Source organism: Microbulbifer litoralis (genome assembly GCF_023634065.1).
GTDB classification, from domain to species: domain Bacteria; phylum Pseudomonadota; class Gammaproteobacteria; order Pseudomonadales; family Cellvibrionaceae; genus Microbulbifer; species Microbulbifer litoralis.
The window spans coordinates 98,807-118,550 of the sequence record NZ_JALKCV010000013.1 but is presented as its reverse complement, the minus strand read 5'-3'; the positions used below and the strand labels follow the sequence as shown (position 1 = coordinate 118,550).

Below are 19,744 nucleotides of genomic sequence, written 5' to 3'. Positions count from 1 at the left end.
GTATCCATCAAGGCGGCGGAAGATGGGCACGTCGCTGCGCTCCGTTGCCCCTCTCGCACAGTTCGCGGTGTGCCGAACACAGCACCTTATTCCCGGAGTATTTCAGTGAATAAAAACCTTCTGATCGTTTTTTTCTGTCTGGCACCGCTGTTTTCCGGCCCCGCCGCCATCGGCCGGGACGGCGACACTGCCGAGGCCCGCTTTTCGTGGTTTGAATACAGCGGCGACGACGACGTCTTCAAGATGCCGCTGTCGGAGGACGAGTACCGCAACCCGATCCTGGCCGGCTACCACCCAGACCCGAGCGTCGTGCGTGTGGGAGAGGATTACTACCTGGTCAACTCCACCTTCGGTTTCTTTCCCGGCATCCCCGTATTCCACAGTCGCGACCTGGTCAACTGGACACAGATCGGCAACGCCCTGCACCGGCCGGGCCAGGTTTCGTTTGACGGCCTGCCGCTCACCAACGCCGGCGTCTATGCGCCGGCGATCGAGTACAGCGACGGCACCTTCTATGTCATCAACACCTGCGTCGGCTGCGGCGGCAACTTTGTCGTTACCGCAACCGACCCCGCGGGCCCCTGGTCGGACCCGATCTGGATGCCGTACCTGGACGGCATCGATCCCTCCATTTTCTTCGATGATGACGGCAAGACCTATGTCGTGCATCACGGCGAGCCGGAGAAGAAACGCTATCCGGCACATACCGCCATTCGCGTCGTCGAGGTGGACCCGCGTACCTTCAAACCGCTGTCCGAGGATGTATTGCTGGTCGACGGCGGCGATGTGCCGCGCTGGAATACGGACTACCTCGAGGGGCCGCACCTCTACAAGGTCGACGGCAGCTACTACCTGTCTGCACCGGGTGGCGGCACCGGCTATTATCACCAGCAACTGGTGTTCAGGTCCGACGATGTCTTCGGGCCCTATACCGCCAACCCGGATAACCCGATACTCACCCAGCACGGCCTGCCCGACGATCGTAAATATCCGGTGACCGCGACCGGCCACGCGGATATGTTCCGGGACAGCAACGGCGACTGGTGGGCGGTATTCCTGGGCACGCGCGTTTACGACCTGGATACGCCACCGCAGGATCCCGGCAATTTTCATACCGGCCGGGAGACATTCCTGCTGCCGGTAAACTGGCAAGATGGCTGGCCGGTAATCCTGGAAAAGGGCCGCGCAGTTCCCTATACGGTCAAGAAACCCGATCTGCCGCAGGACAGGCCTGCCGACCGCGCCATGACCGGCAACTTCTCCGTGCGGGAGGAATTTACCCGCGAGACACTCGACCCGCACTGGATGTTTATCCGCACACCGGATTCCCGCTGGTGGAGTACGGGAAAAGGGGCGCTGAAGTTGCGGGCCCGGCAGGATCGCATCGGTGAACGCAAACAACCCTCTTTCGTCGGCCGCAGGCTGGCCCATATGAAAGCATCCTTCGCTACCGAGATGTATTTCAATCCGCGGGATCCAGGCGACGAGGCCGGGCTACTCGCGCTGCAGGGCGACAACTACTTCTACGTCTTCGGCCTGGGCAGGAACGCCTCCGGCGAGACCGTTCTCCGGGTACGCAAGAAGGCGGGCAAGGACGATGCGACCCACGGCGACACCATTGCCGAGGCGAAAATTGCCATCGAACCCGATACCCCGATCTACCTGCGTATGGATGTGGACAACGCAGAGCTGGACTTCTCCTACAGCCTCGATCGGAAGAACTACCAGGTGCTGCTCGACAACGCCGACGCCAGGGTACTGACTTCGGCAATGGCAGGCGGTTTTGTCGGTGCTGTGGTGGGAATGTATGCGGAGGGAAGCGCTGCGTCCGATTGAAAGGGCCGGCGCTAAGCCGGCCCTGATGTCCAGGGAAAACCTACAACTGTTTTTCCCGTCGTTAAGCAGATCCCGGCATTACTGCGCAGTACAACTGACGGTACCCAGATCCCCGGGATTGCCCTGCACCCCGAAACTGGCGCTGTCGCCGGGCTGCAACTCGCCGTTGTAGCCGACATTGCCGCCGCTCAGCAGGCTGCCGCTGGTAGCCCCCAGGCTGATCCCCCAGGCGTTGGTGACGGTCACGGACTGGCCGAAATCCAGCTGTACCGTCCAACCGCTCACCGCCGTACTGCCATCGTTGGTCACGGTAAAGTTCTGTACAAAACCGCCACCCCAGTCGTTCAGCGCACCGACACCGCAGGCGAGTTCGCCGGAACCGCCGGAGCTGGACGACGAGGAGCTGCTGGAACTCGACGAGCTGGAACTGCTCGAGGAACTCGAACTGGACGAGCTGCTGCTGGAAGAGCTCGAGCTGGACGAGGAACTACTCGATGAACTGGAACTGCTGGACGACGAACTGGAACCACCGCCCACCGGATCGGCATACAGCAGGCCGCGGCCGTTGGTGCCGAGATAGACGCGGCCGTAGAGGCGCGGATCGCCGCTGATGGCCTCGCCCATATTGCCGTACTGGTGCAGGTCGTCGTTGATGCGCACCCAACTGGCGCCTTCATCGGTGGAGCGGAAGATACCGGTCACATCGTCTACCGTGCCCACCAGGTAGAGCGTCTGGTAAGCGGCACCCGGGGCGGCTGCACCGAGGCCGATATTCACTCCCTCGCCGACAGTCGCGACTTTCCCGAAGCTGGCACCGGAATCGGTAGAGCGCCACAGGCCGGTCACCTCGGTGCCGTCGGTGTCGACACCGCCACCGGCGAGCCAGATATGGCCCTCGATTCCCGGTGCGGCCAGGAACTTGCCGGATTCCGGCAGGCCGCTGGCAGCGGTGGCTGTAAAAGTCGCACCGCCATCGGTGGAAACATAAAAAGTACCGCCGGCGAAACCGTAGTACTTGCCCGGGTTTACCCGGTCGCTCTCGATTCGCGCGCCGTCCGGCACGCCGCTGGCGGCGGTCCAGGAACTGCCGAAGGTGGTGGAATAGTGCACCGCTGCGCCCTCGGGGCTCCAGACGATGCTGCCACCGTCCGCACTGGTTGCCACATTGCCGCCGCCGGTCACGCCGGCCGGTTCCTGCGGCTGCCACCAGCTGTCGCCGGCGGAGGTGGAAACGCCGATATGCGCCTCATCCGCATTGCCGACCCGCACCATGATGGACGGATCCAGCGCGGCGAAATCGATACCGGTAGTGCTGGTCAGGTACGGCATCTGGTACATCAGGTCCGGCACCGCATCCAGGTCGGTGTGTTTGAAACCGCCGATATCGCCCAGCGCAGAAAACACCGGTGCATCGCCGCTGGGCGGGCTGGCCAGGTCCAGTACCGCGGTTTCCTCCAGCCCCTCGATCATCGGCTCGATGGTGATCACGCCGCCGGCATCCCAGTTCGTCAGGTCGTTGGAACCGTAAATGGTGGCGCCGGTACCGTACATGAAGCGGTTGGAGTCGTGCGGGTCGATTTCCACCGATTCATTCATCCAGCCGAGCTTCAGTGCCTCCTCCGGTGGTTGCGGATTCGCGCCCAGATCCAGCCACGGCACGCTGCTGATATCCATGGTGTAGCGTTTGCTGCGCTCCGGGTAGGCGCCCCACTCCCAGATGCGCGTCCAACTGGCGCCGGCATCGGTACTGCGGAACAGCACCATATCCGGCCACCAGGAATTCAGCGAGGCCACCATGATAGTGTCCGGATTCTGGCGATCGATGGTCAGACCGGAGAAGCCGAAATACAGGTCGTCGCCACTGACCGGTGTGATATCCGTCCAGGTTTCGGCGGTGGCGTCGAATTTCCATACGGCACCGTCCTCGCCATCGTAGGGGCCACCGGTATCGCTGGTGGCTACATAGAGGACACCGTTCACCTCGTCGTAGACGCCTTTGTGCGGAATGTAACCCGCCGGTGCACCGGGGATGGCTTCCCAACTGGCACCGCCATCGGTGGAGCGGTACAGGGATTCCGCCTTGTCCGCCACGCCCGCGTAGATGACATCACTGCCCTGGCCCGGCGTGCCGGACGAGGGATCGAAGGTGACCCAGACCACGCCCTGCAGTTGATTCAGGTAATTGTTGGGATCGGCCGGATCCGCAGCGTAACTGCCGGGATTGGGAAAGCTCTCCACCTCTAACCAGCTCGCGCCGTAGTCCGTGCTGCGCCAGAGACCGTTGCCGCCCTCGGCACCGAAATAAATGACACTGTTGTCGTTGGGGTCGATACGCAGCCGCTCCCCCATACCGCGACCAGGCATGTTGCCGCCCACCTTGAATGGCAGTTCAGTCACGGCCCAGGTTTCGCCGCGGTCAGTGGAACGGGCGATGGCGCCGTTGTTCGGGTCCCAGTCATTGGTATACATCCCCAGCGCCGCGTAGACGCGGTCCGGGTCAACCGGGTCCGTGGCCATGCTCATGACACCGTTCCAGCCCCAGTTGTCCCAGCCGACCCAGTCCAGCAACGGCTCCCATTTCTGTGCGGTTTCGTTCCAGCGATAGGCGCCACCGATATCCGTACGCGCGTAGATCAGGTCCGGCTCGCTGCGATTGAAGATGATTCCGGGCACAAAACCGCCGCCATCGATACGCACATTCTGCCAGTCGTAGTCCTCCTGTGGCGCGGCACCGACACCGCCCGCAATCAGGGCGAGGGCACCGGCCTTTAGCAGGTTGCAACCCATGCGCCGTATATTTCGCGCTCCCGGTGTTATCCGTTTATCTCTCATTGAACTGTCCTTTTGTCAGTTTTTATTCAGCCGATACTGCTAACAGGCCTATGTGAAAGGTGCACTGCGGATGCCGGTCGGCAACTGCAGTGCAAAAGACCGCAGCGGATACAACCGGAAATTCCGCGCGGATAACCCGTCCCGAACAGACAAGTGGGTACGGGCGCTGTGCGCCGGGCCTGGATAAGAGACGAACGGGAAGAAAAAGATGGCTGTCAGTCATCCCGCTTTACTCGCACCGTCACCACGACACACACAAACAGCAGGCACAGCGATGCTGTGAATGCTCTTTGTTCGTCTGCTTGTGATGGTGCGAAAGCAATCAGACTGCTTTGATAAGTGGATAATGCCGGTTTGGCCCGGCTTTTATTTATTCAAACTTCTGCTTCAAACCAGTGCGCGGTAATTAAAGTCCCGCAGGCGGATACTGCCCTTTCCGGCACTGTAGATACCGATGCGCAGGCTCAGGAAACCGCCGAATACATTGTGGTGAATACCGGAAACCTCCATGCGGTGGCCGTGTTGCGTCCAGCTTTTTCCGCCGTCCTGCGAGTAGTGGTAGGTCACGACATTGTCGCGATTCTCCATTCGCACCCGCACGCCGGTGGAGCGCATTGGCTGGCGAAACCAGGCCTGCTCCTGCGCATACTGGAAAGTCTTTACATGTTCCGCAGAGAAACCCAGTCCGACAAATGCTTTGTGGTTGTAGAACAGCAGCAATCCGCCCTCGCCTCCATCCAGCAGGTCGATGGTCACTTCGGCCACATAGGCGCGATCGCCGACGGTACAGGTCAGCGGCGCACTGTCCGCGGGCGTGCTGCCGCCAGCGGCAATCCGCAGCCCCTCCGCCTCGTAGTGGACGCGCTGTTGTTCGCCCGGTGCCGGATCGTGAAAGGCCCACTGCACACCCAGGCGGTTGCGGCCAAAGTCGTCCGACAGTGCAAAGCCGGCCACACCGGTCTCGCCACCGGCCGGTGCCGGCAGGGGTTTCGACAGGTCTCCCCCGACAGCGCGAAACCAGCCGTCGTCGGTCCACTCCACCGGTTCCAGCAGTGTCTGGCGCCCGAGCGTGCGATAACCGTTTTCGTAACCGTGATAAACCATCCACCAGTCGCCGGCGGGGCCCTCCACCAGGGTCGCGTGGCCGCGCGACCACCAGGGTTCGGCGGCGTCGGTGGTGCGCACCAGCGGATTGTGCGGGCAGTGCTCCCAGGGGCCGTGAATGGAGCGCGAGCGGGCCGCGATCACCATATGTCCGGTGGGCGGGCCGGCGGTACCGCCGACGGCCGTTACCAGGTAAAACCACTCGCCGCGGCGCAACAGTTTCGGTCCCTCCGGGGCGAAGTTTTCCACTACCCAGTGATCCGGGTAGCGCCAGGGGTCGTAGGCCTGCTCCAGTTCGCCGTCGGCGGCGAGGCCATCGTCGCGGAGGCGGATCTTACGGATGCCGTTTACGAACAGGTAGCGCCTGCCGTCCTCGCCCACGATATGGCCGGGATCGATACAGCCGTGGATTTCCATATCGACGGGATCGCTCCAGGGTCCACGTATATCGTCGGCCCAGATCACATAGATGGACCAGCCGCGGTCATCGGGATTGGCCGGAATATAGATGTAGTAGCGATCCCCGTGCTTGCACAGATCCACGGCCCAGATGGCACCCAGCGGCTTGAACAGCGCCGGCCCTATCGGGCTCCAGTTCACCAGGTCGGTGGAGTGCCAGATAATCAGCCCGGGATAGGAGTAAAAGGACGAAAACGTCATGTAGTAGTCATCGCCATCCTTGACGATGGTCGGGTCCGGGTGGTCGCCGGTAACAATCGGATTCAGGTAGCGGCCGTTGCCCAGGTCGGCCTTGCGCTGCCCCTCGACACCGCGCTGCCACTGCGGCGCACCGCTATCGTTATCCGCCGGGCATCCGGAGGCCCGGGCCAGGCCGGCGAAAGGTGCCGAGGCGGTGCCGGCCAGCACGGCCTTGAAAAGATTTCTTCGGGAATCGTTGACCATCAGTGCATACCGTCCGGGGAATTCAATTGCCACCGCTCATTTCGGATCACTCCTCCAGCAACCTGGCCAGCGTAGGCTCCATGGCCTCGGCCCAGATCTCGTAGCCACGCTCGTTCGGGTGCAGGAAATCCGGCATGATCTCTTTTGTCAGCTCGCCGTCCCCGGTCAGGAATTCGTCGTAGATTTCCCGATAGAAAATATGCCGGTTATCGGCATAACCGGCGATGATCTCGTTGATATCGCGGTTGATTTTCCGCATCGGCGTGCCGGGTTGCGGGTCGCGGGGGAAAACGCCCAGCAACAGTATCTTCATTTGCGGCTGGCGCTCGCGCAGTTCGTCCAGCACCGCGCGAATACCGGCGGCGGTGAGTTCCGGTGCCTCGCGGCGGTGGCCGGTGTTGTTGGTGCCGATCATCAGCACCCCGACGCTGGGTTCGATGCCGTCCACCTCGCCGTGGCGCAGGCGCCAGAGCAGGTTCTCGGTGCGGTCGCCGCCGAACCCCAGGTTCAGTGCATTGCGGTCGCCGTAATATTTTTCCCAGACGTCCTTGCCGGCATTGGCCCAGCCCTCGGTTATGGAGTCACCGATCATCAGCAGGTCGATATCGCGCTTTTCCAGCATCGCCAGTTTTTCCTTGTGACGCGGCAGCCACCAGTCCCGCGCCCAGTAGGTGTCGAGCATCGCCGGGGTGACGGACAGGCTTCGATAGTCGGGACAGGCCTGGCTGGCCTCGCCATTTTTTTCCAGCCGTACGTTGGCCACGGCCACCCGGCCCTCGCCGCCGGCGTTCAGGGAGAAGGGAACCGTGACTTTGGAAAAATCGTCGCCGTCGCGCACGAAACAGGCGAGCCTGTAGCTCAGGCGCTGCCAGCCCTCGCCGATACTCTCCCGCGCCAGCGGGCTGAGATTCACGCGGCGCTCGCAGTTGTCACCGCACTGCAGTTCCAGTGCCAGGTCGCCCTCTTCCAGGTCCTCCACTTTCAGGTCGAAAGACAGCACGCCCCCGTCGACGTAACTGCTCAGGTCCAGCGGGCCGCCGTGTTTGAGGCTCAGGCGGGCGAGCCAGGTGTCCTGCCACTCTAAGGTCAACGCATCCTCCTGCACCTCCTTGTCGCTGGTCATCACCGTTACCCGGCCACTGGGCAGCCTGGCGAAGGCGCCGCTCAACATCTGGTTCTGCTCGAAATCCTCGATCTGGATGCCCCAGGGCTGTAGCGGCCGACCGACATAGAGATCGTATTCGCTGGGCTGGCCGCGCATCAGGCCGGGCACATTCTCGGCCAGGTTTTCCGGCCCGCTTTTACCAGAGCGGTAGTCCAGGCCGTAGCCGTAGGCGAACAGGGGATCGTAATCCGGGTGCTGCGGATTCAGGCGGCCCTGCAGTGGCAGCCTGGGCCAGGAGAACGACAGGCGTCCGCGAAAATCGTGGCGCGGCTCGCCGTCCCGGTCGGCAATGATCACGTCCGCCACACCGGCACCCTCGGTGCCCGGCAGCCAGGCGGCGACGAAGGCATCGGAGGCGTTCAGTTCCGGGTTGACCCAGCGCGGGCGCCCGGACAGGAAGATCGACACCACCGGAATATCCGCCGCGCGGAATTTTTCCAGCAGTGCGAGGCTGTTTTTGCGGCCGGCCTCGAATTCCAGCGAATTCAGGTCACCCTGGCCCTCCGCGTAGGGGGTTTCGCCGAACACCACCACGGCCACATCGGGCTTGCTGTCGAAATTGCCGTTCGCCGACAGCCGCGCACTGCCGCCTGCACTCTCCACCGCCTCGCGGATACCGGCATAGATGGAGGTGGCACCGGGGAATTTTTCATTGGCAATTCCGGTACCCTGCCAGCTCACACTCCAGCCGCCGGACTGCATGGCGATGGAGTCTGCCCCGGGACCGGCGACGAGGATATCCCCGCTCGGGTCCAGCGGCAGTATACCGTCGCGGTTTTTCAGCAGCACCAGGCTCTCGCGCACGGCGCGGCGTGCCAGTGCGCGGTGTTCCGCACTGCCGACTGCGGATTCGTCGCCGGCCAGCGCGCGCGCCGACGGCTTCCTGTCGAACAGGCCGGCGCGCAGCTTGACGCGCAGGATACGCCGCACCGCGTCGTCCAGCCGCGCTTCGGGAATTTCCCCGCTGCCCACCTGCTGCAGTGTATTGGCGATCATGTTTTTCCAGTCGTAGGTGACCATCAGCAGGTCGATACCGGCGTTGACCGCCTGCGGGCAGCTGTCGTTGGTACAGCCGGGCACCTGGCCGTGGCCGTTCCAGTCGCCCACCACCAGGCCGTCGAAACCCATGCGTTTTTTCAGCACCTCGGTCAGCAGGTATTCGTTGCCGTGGGTCTTTTCGCCGTTCCAGGACGAGAAGCTGGCCATGATCGTCTGCACGCCGCTCTCGATGGCCGCCGGATAGCCGGCGTTGTGAATCTTCACCAGTTCCTTTTCGCCGATACGCGCATTGCCCTGGTCGTCACCCTCGAAGGTGCCGCCGTCGGCGAGGAAATGCTTGGCGGAGGCGAGGACGTGCTTTTCCGACAGGAACTCATCGGAACCGGCTTCGCCCTGCAGCCCCTCGACCATGGCCGCCGCATATTCGCGCACCAGCTCGGGATTCTCGCTGTAGCTCTCGTAGGTGCGGCCCCAGAAATCGTTCTGGGCCACCGCCAGCGTCGGCGCAAACACCCACTCGACGCCGGTGGTGCGCACCTCTTCCGCGGTGGCGGTACCGATGGCCTTGACCAGTTCTGGATCGCCGGCGGCGCCGAGACCGATATTGTGCGGGAACAGCGTCGCGCCCAGCAGGTTGCCGTTGCCGTGCACGGCGTCCGTGCCCCAGAAAACCGGGATCGCGGTGCCGCCGTCGGCGGTGTCCATGGACGCCTCCCAGTAGGCATCGGCCAGTGCCAACCAGTCGTCCGGGCCGGCATTGCTGTTGCGCTCGGGCATGGAGCCACCGCCGTTCAGCACCGAACCGATATGGTATTTTTTTACCTGCTCCGGGGTGATCGACTGGATTTCCGGCTGCATGATCTGGCCGACTTTTTCTTCCAGCGTCATTTTTTTCAGCAGGGATTCCACCCGGCGTTCAATGGCCGGGTCGGCGTCGGGGCTGGAGACTCTGGGCCAGAGGCCGAGGTTGCGCGCGGATTCCTCTGCGGCGCAGATGCCGGGGAACAGCAAGGTTGCGGATACGATTGCGGCCAGGGTCTTTGTGGTTCGGCTTTTTCTGATCATCGCGGTTTCTTTTTTATTGTTCAGTTGGCGTTGGCACGGAGGCCCTTCCCCCAGCCCCTCTCCGGTCGGGGAGAGGGGAGCTCTCGGATCACTAGTGGGCCGCTCGCAAAATTAGGTAACAGTTCACTTCGCCAAATCGTCCAGCTCCGCGTTGAGAAAGCTTGAAATAACGCTGCTATTCCAGCGCTTTCTCGCCTTGACCTGAACGATTTGGCTGTGCTCCTTTGTTACCGAACTTTACAAGCGACCCACTAGTGGGAATTTCTCGGCGTGCCGTGGGTTTCGACGATGCGAATATGCTGCTCTTCCATTTTCATATCGCCGCCCTCGTCCAGTTGCGTTACGTGTTTGCGGTAGATTTCCTGCCACGGTGTCTGGTTGACCAGCTGCGGTGGCGGCAGGTCGGCGCGGCGGCGTTCCAGTTCCGCTTCGTCCACCAGCACATCCACACGGTTGTTGTTCAGGTCCACCTGGATGCGGTCGTCGGTGCGCAGCAGTGCCAGGCCACCGCCGGCGGCCGCCTCGGGGGAGGCATTCAGGATCGACGGGCTGGCGGAGGTACCGCTCTGGCGACCGTCGCCGATACAGGGCAGGCCGGTAATCCCGCGCTTGATCAGGTAGTTGGGCGGGCGCATATTGACCACCTCGGCGGAACCCGGGTAACCCAACGGGCCACAGTTGCGGATCACCAGTACACAGTGCTCGTCCACGTTCAGCGACGGGTCGTCGATGCGGTGGTGGTAGTCCTCCGGCCCGTCGAACACGATGGCGCGGCCGCGCAGTACATTCGGATGCTCAGGGTTTTCCAGGTAGTGTTTGCGGAAACTGTCGCCGATCACCGATTTTTTCATGATGGCGTTGTCGAACAGGTTGCCGCGCATCACCGCGAAGCCGGCGTTCTCCATCAGCGGCGCGCCGTAGGGCAGGATCACCTGCTCGTTGCGCGATGCCTTTTCGCCGTAGAGTTCGCCCAGGGTCTTGCCGCTGACATTCAGGCAGTTACCGTCGGCGACGCCGGCGCGCAGCAGTTCGCCCATCACCGCCGGCACGCCGCCGGCGCGGTGGAAATCCTCACCCAGGTAGTCACCCGCGGGCTGGCAGTTCACCAGCAGCGGGATTTTTTCGCCGTAGTCCTGCCAGTCCTCGATCGAGAGTTTCACCCCCACGCGGTTGGCGATGGCCTGCAGGTGCGGCGGTGCATTGGTGGAGCCGCCGATGGCGGAGCAGAGGCGGATGGCATTGAGGAAGGATTCGCGGGTCATGATGTCCGAGGGTTTCAGGTCCTCGAACACCATGTCGACGATGCGCTGGCCGGTGTAGTAAGCCATCGCCGGGCGATCTTTGTAGGGGGCCGGAATCGCCGCGCAGCCCGGCAGCGACATGCCCAGCGCTTCCGCCAGGCTGTTCATGGTCAGCGCGGTGCCCATGGTGTTGCAGTGGCCGATGCTGGGCGCGGAGTCGGTGACATTGTCCATGAACTGTTCGTAGTCGATATCGCCGCGGGCGTAGTCTTCGCGCGAGGTCCAGATGATGGAACCGGAGCCCACGCGGCGATTGGTGTCGTCGCGGCCCCAGCCGTTCAGCATCGGGCCGCCGGACAGCACGATTGCGGGGATATCCACCGCCGCCGCGGCCATCAGCGTGGCGGGGGTGGTCTTGTCGCAGCCGGTGGTCAGCACTACGCCGTCCAGCGGGTAGCCGTACAGGATTTCCACCAGCCCCAGGTAGGCCAGGTTGCGATCCAGCGCCGCGGTGGGCCTCTTGCCCATTTCGTGGATCGCGTGCACCGGGAACTCGAACGGCACGCCACCGGCGTCGCGAATGCCGTCGCGCACGCGCTTGGCCAGGTCCATATGGTGGCGGTTGCACGGCGCCAGGTCGCTGCCGGTCTGGGCGATACCGATGATCGGTTTGCCGGACTGCAGTTCCTCGCGGGTGAGGCCGTAATTCAGGTAGCGCTCGATATAGATCGCCGTCTGGTCCGGCTGGCTCGGATCGTTGAACCAGTCCGTGCTTCTGAGTTTCCGCTTCTTATTCATAGGTTAAATCATATAATTAATTTTAAAACAATGCAGGGCCCGGAAGGCCCTTTTCATGTCTGGATTTTTGCCGGACGCCCTATGGCTGCAAATGTGGCGGGACTGGCCGCGGGGCCGGCGCCCAGAGGCGGCGCGGCCCCCTCAACACCCGTTTACAGGCGCCGCGGTCCCCGCAATTACAATAGTCCCCTGGCCGCCAGATTCCGAATCAGTGCGGAAAAGCCAAAGGTCCATTCGGGCGCCTTGTCACTGGTGGTGACGCGGTTGGTCAGCGCACCCAGCTTGGGCGAGCTGATACGCACGCGGTCGCCCTCTTTGTGGGTAAAGCCTGCGCCTTCACTGTCGCGGTCCTGGGTGGGCGCGAACAGGGTGCCGGTAAACAGTGCCACGCCGTCCGGGTACTGGTGCGTGCGGCCGATGGTCTGTTCCACCAGGTTCAGCGGATCGCGGCTGATTTCGCTCATGGGGCTGACTTCGCGCAGCGCGAAGCCGTCCTCGCCCTCGATTTCCAGCGTGACTTCGGCAGAGCGCACGTCGTCGATGGAAAAGGTCTTGTCGAACAGGCGGATAAAGGGCCCGATGGCGCAGGAGGCGTTGTTGTCCTTGGCCTTGCCCAGCAGCAATGCGCTGCGGCCCTCGATATCGCGCAGGTTGACATCGTTGCCGAGCGTCGCGCCGACGGTGTTGCCGCGACTGTCGACGATCAACACCACTTCCGGCTCCGGGTTGTTCCAGGAGGAAACCGGATGCACCCCCACCTGGTCGCCGGGGCCCACCGCCGACAGCGGCTGGGATTTGGTAAACACCTCGGCGAAGGGGCCGATGCCAACCTCCAGGTACTGGGACCAGATACCCGCTTCCTGCAGTGCGGCCTTCAGTGATTCGGCTTCCGCGGAGCCGGGAACCACCCCGGTGATATCGCCGCCGATCTTGTCGGCCAGCTTTTCCCGCAACGCTTTGGCCCGGGCCGGATCGCCGGCGGCCCGCTCCTCGATGACCCGCTCGAGCATGGAGCAGACAAAGGTGACGCCGCAGGCCTTGATCGCCTGCAGGTCTACCGGCGCCAGGAAGTGCGGCAGCGACGGGTCGCGCCCGGGCGACTCGGTGTTCTGCAGGATTTCATCGACAGAGCCGATACGATGGGCCTTGCCGACATCGGCGCTGCCCGGCCTGATGCCCGCCTCCACCAGTTGCGCCAGCGTCGGCGCCAGCGCACTCAGGTCGAAGACACCGTCCTCGCACAGCCATACCGGGCTGGGGCCGGCGATGCCGGACGGCGACACTTCCGCCGGTATCCAGGCGCGGCCGAGCAGCGTGCCGGCCAGGCCGTCCTCCGGCAGGGTTTGTGTTTGCAGGCTCTCGGTTACAGTCATGACTCACTCACATCAATTTAAGTAAACGTTTACATCCAGATCCGAACCGGATCCGAAAAAGGCGCCGTGGATACCCTGTTTCAAATCAAGTCCGGAATGACGACGAAGCCGCTCAGCCGCGAAACAGCGGCTGCTCCACACCGCGCACGCCCGGTGTGCAGCGGAAGACGCCACCGGCCAGCGGCTGCTCCGCCAGCTCCCCGTCACTGAGGCCTTTGCGGGCGCTGGTGATCAGCAGCGTATCCAGGTCCGGGCCGGCGAAGGTGCAGCTGGTGATATTGGCCACTGGCAACTCGATGCGGCCGATGGTCTCACCCGCGGGCGAGAAGCGCGTGATACCCCAACCGTTCCAGTGGCACTGCCACAGGCAGCCTTCGGCATCCACGGTCAGGCCGTCGGGAAAACCGGACTCCTGCGGTAGCTCGAGGAAAACGCGCCGGTTGCCCGGGCGGCCGTTTTCGTCCAGGTCGAAGGCGTAGACGGTGCGCTTCAGGGTGTCGTTGTGATACATCCTGCGGCCGTCGGGACTGAAGGCCGGGCCGTTGGTAATCACATAGTCGTCGTCCTGTAGACACCACTGCAGGTCGCGGTCGAGCCGGTAGAGGGCGCCGGTGGGGTTTTCCTCGCCGTCGTCCATACTGCCGGCCCAGAAGTTGCCGCGGGTATCCACCTTGCCATCGTTGAAGCGGTTGCCGGGCAGGTCCGCCTCGGGACCGCCCAGCGGATGCACCGCGGCCTCGCTGCCGCGCAGGTCGACAGTGGCAAAGCCCTCGCGGAAAGTGCCGATAAAGCCGCCGCCGGCGCGGGGCGCCAGTGCACTGAGCGGACTCTCGAACTGCCAGCTGCGGCGGTTGCCGCCATCGATATCACAGCGGTGCAATTGCATCCGCTTGATATCCACCCAGTAGAGCGCGCGCTCGCGCTCCACCCACAGCGGCCCCTCGCCGAGGGTGGCGCCGGCTTCCCAGATACACTGCAGGTCTTTGCCGTACTGCTGCATGACTGTCCTCAACCTTCCATCTGTTCCAGTTCGCGACCGCGGGTTTCGTGCACGTATTTACCCACGAAGAAAATCGAGATCGCCGCCGCCAGGGCGTAGAGGCCGTAACTGCCGGACAGCTGAATCGAGGCCAGCAGCACCGGGAACGACAGGGTGATGCCGAAATTCGCCAGCCACTGCGCCAGGCCACTGACCGCCAGGCCGGAGCCGCGCATCTGGTTGGGGAACATCTCCCCCAGCATCACCCACATCACCGGGCCCCAGGAGGCGTTGAAGAAAACCACATAGGCGTTGGCCGACAGCAGCGCGATGGTACCGATACCGTCGGACAGGCTCAGGGAGCCGCTGTCGTCGATGGTTGCCTGGGAAAAGGCGAGGGCCATGATCGCCAGCGTCACCGCCATGCCGATGGAGCCGAACCACAGCAGCGGCTTGCGGCCGATCCTGTCCACCAGGATCAGCGCGGTGATGACAGCGGCGATACTGACCGCACCGGACACCACATTGATCAGCAGCGCATCGCTCTCGGTAAAGCCCACCGACTGCCAGAGCACGGCGCCGTAGTAGAAGACCACGTTGATGCCCACCAGTTGCTGGAATACCGCCAGGCCGATACCCACCCAGACGATGCGGCGCAGCTTGCCGCTGGTGGGGTCGAGCAGGTCGCGCAGGCTCGGGCGGTGATCTTCCGCCAGGGAATCGCGGATCTCGCTGACCTTGTCGGCGCCGGCGCTGTCGCCGAACAGCCTGCCCAGTACTTTCTGCGCGCCGTCGCCATTGCCACTGGCGACCAGGAAGCGCGGGCTCTCGGGGATGAAGTAGAGACCGACCAGGAACACCGCGGCCGGGATCAGTTCCATCCAGAACATCCAGCGCCAGGCCTCGAAGCCCATCCACAGCACCTCGGTGGAGGCACCGGCCCAGTTGGCGATGGCGTAGTTGCTGACAAAGGCGCAGAAGAGGCCGCTGATGATCGCCACCTGCTGCACCGTGGCCAGGCGCCCGCGGTAGGCGGCCGGTGCCACCTCGCTGATATAGGCCGGTGTCATGACACTGGCGGCGCCCACGGCCAGGCCGCCGAGAATGCGGTAGACCACGAACTCCAGCGAGCCGGTGGCGACGCCGGAGCCCCAGGCGGAGACGATAAAGAAGATGGCCGAGACCACCAGCAGCGCCTTGCGACCGAACTTGTCCGCCAGCGAGCCGGCGAAGAAGGCGCCGGCGGCGCAGCCCAGCAACATGGAGGCGACATTGAAGCCGGTACCGGCGCTGTCCGAATTGAACGCGCTTTGCAGGCCGTCGACGGTGCCGTTGATCACGCCGCTGTCGAAGCCGAACAGGAAGCCACCGAGGGTGGCCACGGCGCTGATGGCGATCACCATCGCGTGATTGGTTTCCGATTGTGCGGCCGCGGGCGCTTCGCCCAGTACGGCGCTGTCGGTCGTGGGATTCATCTTGTTATTCCCTCACTCGCTGTAGCGGCCGCGGTGCGGCCGGTGATTATTGTTATCGATGCCAGGCGGATGTTGTAACAGGGGCCAGCCCCGGGCGCCACTGCCAAAGCGGCATCGTCCTGTCTTTTATACAACTTCCGGAGCGGGGATGTAAACGTTTACACCCAATTGGCCGCGGCGGCGCCCCGTCACTCCCGCGGCGGCGCGGTGGAACTGCGCAGTACCAGCCGGTGTGGCACCACCTCCGGCTCGGCGCCGATATCGTCACCGCGCATGGCACGGCACAGGCGTTCCATGGTGTGCTCGCCGATCTCCTCGGCGGGCTGGGCGATGGTGGTCAGCGGCGGTGAGGCGGTCGCGGCGTAGCGCATATCGTCGAAACCGATGATCGATATGTCCCCGGGAATCTCCAGCCCGTGGGCGCGGATCTCGTGCATGGCGCCCAGCGCCATTTCGTCGGTGGCACAGAAAATGGCGCTGGGACGCGACTCCAGCGCCAGCAGTTCCCGCGTTGCGCGGCGCGCGCCGTCGATGCTCAATTGGCCCTCCTGCACCCAACCCTCCGCCACCGGCAGGCCGGCATCCTCCATGGCGGCCCGGTAGCCGCGCTCGCGGTCGCTGGTCAGCAGCGAATCGTGCGCGCCGGAGATAAAGGCGATGCGTTTGTGCCCCAGGTCGATCAGGTGACCGGCGGCCTCGCGGGCGGCGCCGATATTGTCCACACGCACGCTGGGGAAATGGCTCAGCTCCGGCGTCACCGTCTCACAGCCGATCACCACCGGCGGCACGGTGCCGTCCGCGCGGCGTTCCAGGGCACTGCTGCCGGCCCCGCCGTCGCGCATGAAGGGCGAGATGCTCGCCAGCAGGATGATGCCGTCCGCCTGCTTGGAGAACACCATATCCGCATATTCATTGAAACCGGTGGTGTTGAACTGGGTTTCACTGATCAGGATGCTGTAGCCCTCGCGCCGCGCCACCCGCCAGATACCGCGCATCACGCCGGAGAAAAAGGGATCGCCCACGGCCGACAGCACCACCATCACCAGACTGGTCTTGCCGCGGCGGAAATTGCGCGCCAGCGCGTTGCGCGAGAAGCCGGTCTTGTCGATCGCCTCCTGGACCTTGAGGCGGGTCTTCTCCCGCACATGCTCGGGGCTGTTCAGATAGCGGGATACCGTGGCGATGGAAACGCCGGCTTCTTTGGCAACTTGTTTGATCGACACCTGTGGTTTCCTGTGCGAGAGACTTCCGGTCGGGAGGTTATGGTAACGTTTTCAGCGGCATCCATCGCCAACGCCGCCCCATTACTGCCACGCTTTATGTTAATTGTAAACGTTTACATAACATGGTAGCGTTCACACTACTCAGGGTCATCCCATTTATTGGTCCGGCTGGCGATCGCCGGGCACATGATCGGCTGTATGGATAGAGATCGAAGTATGAAGAACAACAAGCTGGCGGTAGTCACAGGTGGTACTACCGGCATCGGCAGGGGAATAGCCCTCTACCTGGCCCGGGCGGGCTGGGATATCGCGGTCAACAATCTGCGCGACGACGTCGAGGCGCGCCGACTGGTAGCAGAAGTCGAAGGGCTGGGTCGCCAGGTCCTGTTCGCCCGCTGCGATGTGGGCGACAGCAAAGAGGTGGATGCCTTCTATCGCGAGGTGGTGGAGCATTTCCAGCGGGTGCCGGACCTGCTGGTGAACAACGCCGGCGTACAGACATGGGCGCCGTTGCTCGAGCTGTCCGAAGACGACTGGGACCGGGTGATTCGCACCAACCTGAAGGGCTGCTTCCTGAATACCCAGCGCGCTGCGCGATTGATGGTGGAGAGCGGCGTACGCGGCGCCATCGTCAATATCGGCTCCGGCTGCAACAAGCTCGCCTTTCCCAACCTGGTCGACTACGCCGCCAGCAAGGGCGGAATCGAGATGCTCACCAAGACCTCGGCAATCGAGCTGGGGGAATACGGGATCCGCGTCAACTGCGTGGCGCCCGGCGGCGTCCTGACCGAGCGCACCGAGCGCGAAGCGCCGGACTACGCCGGCAGCTGGGCGGCAATCACACCGCTGGGGCGCGTCGGCTACACCGACGATATCGCCCGCGCAGTGGAATTTCTCGCCGATGAAAAAGCGTCTTTCGTCAGCGGCCAGACCCTGTGGGTCGACGGCGGCGCCTTCAGCAAGGCCAACTGGCCCTACCCGTCCCAGGAGGATGTCAGCGTTTCCGGCAACACCCTGTCGGCGGCCGGCGCGGACTGAAGCGGCTCGCCCGCTCCCAATTCCTTTTCCCTACAAAAAGCCCCGTACGGGGCTTTTTGTCTCTATAGCCTGGTCCACTATACGGCGACGGCACCAGCCTCCGCGGCGCGCACCTCGCTGTCCGGCTCGCGGACAAAGAACACCGACAGGGCCCCGAGCAGCATAAAGCCGCCCGCCAGCACGATGATGTAGATCGCCTGGTTGCCGAACACCCCGGCCAGTATCGGCCCGGCCACCAGTGCCGAGACGATTTGCGGCGCGGCGATGGTGAAATTGAAGATGCCCATATAGACCCCGGTCTTGCTGGCCGGCAGCGCCTCGGACAGAATCGAGTAGGGCATCGCCAGGATCGCCGCCCAGCAGATCCCGATACCGATCATCGGCAGCAGCAGCCCCAGTGCGCCGCTGGGCACCGTCACCTCGGTAATCAACAGGTTCACCGGCGTCGGTGCGCCGCCCTGGAAAAACAGGAAGCTGATATAGCACAGGCCGCCCAGTCCCAGCGACAGCGCGTAGGTGGGCTTGCGGCCGATGGTGTTGGCAATCTTCGCCAGCGCGATGGAGAAGATGGCCGCAAACAGCGAGTAGGCGGCAAACAGGATACCCACCCAGTCCCCGGCCGCGCCCTTGGCCGCGGCGATATGCGCCGGGATCTCGCCCACGCTCTGCAGGTAGTGCGAATCGAACCACTTGGCCTCCACGCCCCAGACGTGCTGGGTGATCGCCGGTGTGGTGTAGACCCACATGATAAACAGCGCAAACCAGGAGAAGAACTGCACCACCGCCAGTTGGCGCATGGTCTTCGGCATACTTACCAGCAGCCGGCAGAAACCCGCCAGGCGCTGCGGCAGGGACTGGCGTTCAGCCTGCTCGCGGGCCAACTGCTCGCCGTCGATGCCCTTGTAGGCGTTGTACTCTTGCGGCGGGTACTCCTTGGTGCGGAATACGGTCCACAGCACCGAGCCCAGCAGCACCGAGCCGCCGAGATAGAAGGCCCAGATCACCGACGGCGCCACCTCGCCCGCGCGCGCGGTGTTCTCCAGCCCGACCACGTTGGTCAGGATAAACGGCAACATGGAGCCCATGACCGCGCCGATATTGATCAGCAGCGACTGCACCGAGTAACCCAGCGTACGCTGTTCGGGCGGCACCATATCGGATACCAGCGCGCGAAACGGCTGCATGGTCACATTGAAGGCGGCGTCCATCAGCGCCAGCATCACACCGCCGAACAGGATCGGCGCGATGAAGGCCACGGCGATGCCCGCGTTGGGCATGAACGCCATGCCCAGGGCCGCGGCGATGGCGCCGAACAGGATATAGGGGTTGCGGCGGCCGAAGCGGCTCCAGGTGCGGTCGGACGCCGAACCGACGATCGGCTGCACGATCAGCCCCATCAATGGCGCCACTATCCAGAACAGCGACAGCGCGTGCAGGTCCGCCCCCAGGTCGGACAGGATGCGGCTGGCGTTGGCATTCTGCAGCGCAAAGCCGAACTGCACGCCGAGGAAGCCGAGGCTGACGTTCCACACCTGCCAGAAGGGGAGTTTCGGCTGCTTCGCCGCCGGGGATGCTGTTGGAGACGCTGACTCTGTTTGCGACATGGGAAGGCTCACCGCTGGAACTGTTTATGCTTATCGGGCCATCTTTGCACGGCACCCCGGCGGGGCCATCCTCCCCCGAGGGGGTGGATGCGGGCGGCTGTCACCGAAA

Annotated in this window: 11 protein-coding genes; 2 read left to right on the top strand and 9 right to left on the bottom strand. The window is 63.6% G+C overall.

Going from position 1 to position 19,744, the window contains the following annotated elements:
- Positions 1–105: 105 nt before the first annotated feature.
- Entirely contained in the window at positions 106–1,836 is a 1,731-nt protein-coding gene (locus MWN76_RS17015; RefSeq protein WP_250463555.1) for a glycoside hydrolase family 43 protein, read from the top strand.
- Positions 1,837–1,914: 78 nt separating this feature from the next.
- Here MWN76_RS17015 and MWN76_RS17010 read toward each other — a convergent pair whose 3' ends face one another.
- From MWN76_RS17010 to MWN76_RS16975, 8 genes are all read right to left on the bottom strand, one after another.
- Complete coding sequence (locus tag MWN76_RS17010; RefSeq protein ID WP_250463552.1) at positions 1,915–4,623, bottom strand: cellulose binding domain-containing protein; 2,709 nt, start codon at positions 4,621–4,623, stop codon at positions 1,915–1,917.
- Positions 4,624–5,055: 432 nt separating this feature from the next.
- Positions 5,056–6,708 (bottom strand): family 43 glycosylhydrolase, encoded by a 1,653-nt coding sequence (locus MWN76_RS17005; RefSeq protein ID WP_250463548.1) that lies wholly within the window; start codon positions 6,706–6,708, stop codon positions 5,056–5,058.
- A gap of 13 nt (positions 6,709–6,721) precedes the next feature.
- A complete protein-coding gene (locus MWN76_RS17000) occupies positions 6,722–9,904 on the bottom strand; it encodes a glycoside hydrolase family 3 N-terminal domain-containing protein (protein ID WP_250463545.1) in 3,183 nt (1,060 codons plus the stop codon).
- 251 nt (positions 9,905–10,155) lie between these two features.
- Complete coding sequence (locus MWN76_RS16995; RefSeq protein ID WP_250463542.1) at positions 10,156–11,943, bottom strand: IlvD/Edd family dehydratase; 1,788 nt, start codon at positions 11,941–11,943, stop codon at positions 10,156–10,158.
- A gap of 176 nt (positions 11,944–12,119) precedes the next feature.
- Positions 12,120–13,316, bottom strand: a complete 1,197-nt coding sequence (locus MWN76_RS16990; RefSeq protein WP_250463539.1) for a fumarylacetoacetate hydrolase family protein — start codon at positions 13,314–13,316, stop codon at positions 12,120–12,122.
- Positions 13,317–13,428: 112 nt separating this feature from the next.
- Entirely contained in the window at positions 13,429–14,316 is an 888-nt protein-coding gene (locus tag MWN76_RS16985; protein WP_250463536.1) for an SMP-30/gluconolactonase/LRE family protein, read from the bottom strand.
- Between the two features lie 8 nt (positions 14,317–14,324).
- Positions 14,325–15,770 (bottom strand): sugar porter family MFS transporter, encoded by a 1,446-nt coding sequence (locus tag MWN76_RS16980; protein ID WP_284500642.1) that lies wholly within the window; start codon positions 15,768–15,770, stop codon positions 14,325–14,327.
- Between the two features lie 188 nt (positions 15,771–15,958).
- The gene (locus tag MWN76_RS16975; protein ID WP_250463533.1) at positions 15,959–16,993 is read right to left on the bottom strand and encodes a LacI family DNA-binding transcriptional regulator; all 1,035 of its coding nucleotides are present in this window, start codon (positions 16,991–16,993) and stop codon (positions 15,959–15,961) included.
- A gap of 216 nt (positions 16,994–17,209) precedes the next feature.
- On the opposite strand from MWN76_RS16975, the gene MWN76_RS16970 reads away from it, so the two are divergent.
- Positions 17,210–18,031 (top strand): SDR family NAD(P)-dependent oxidoreductase, encoded by an 822-nt coding sequence (locus MWN76_RS16970; RefSeq protein WP_250463530.1) that lies wholly within the window; start codon positions 17,210–17,212, stop codon positions 18,029–18,031.
- 77 nt (positions 18,032–18,108) lie between these two features.
- Here MWN76_RS16970 and MWN76_RS16965 read toward each other — a convergent pair whose 3' ends face one another.
- Positions 18,109–19,635 (bottom strand): MFS transporter, encoded by a 1,527-nt coding sequence (locus MWN76_RS16965; protein WP_250463527.1) that lies wholly within the window; start codon positions 19,633–19,635, stop codon positions 18,109–18,111.
- Between the last annotated feature and the right edge of the window lie 109 nt (positions 19,636–19,744).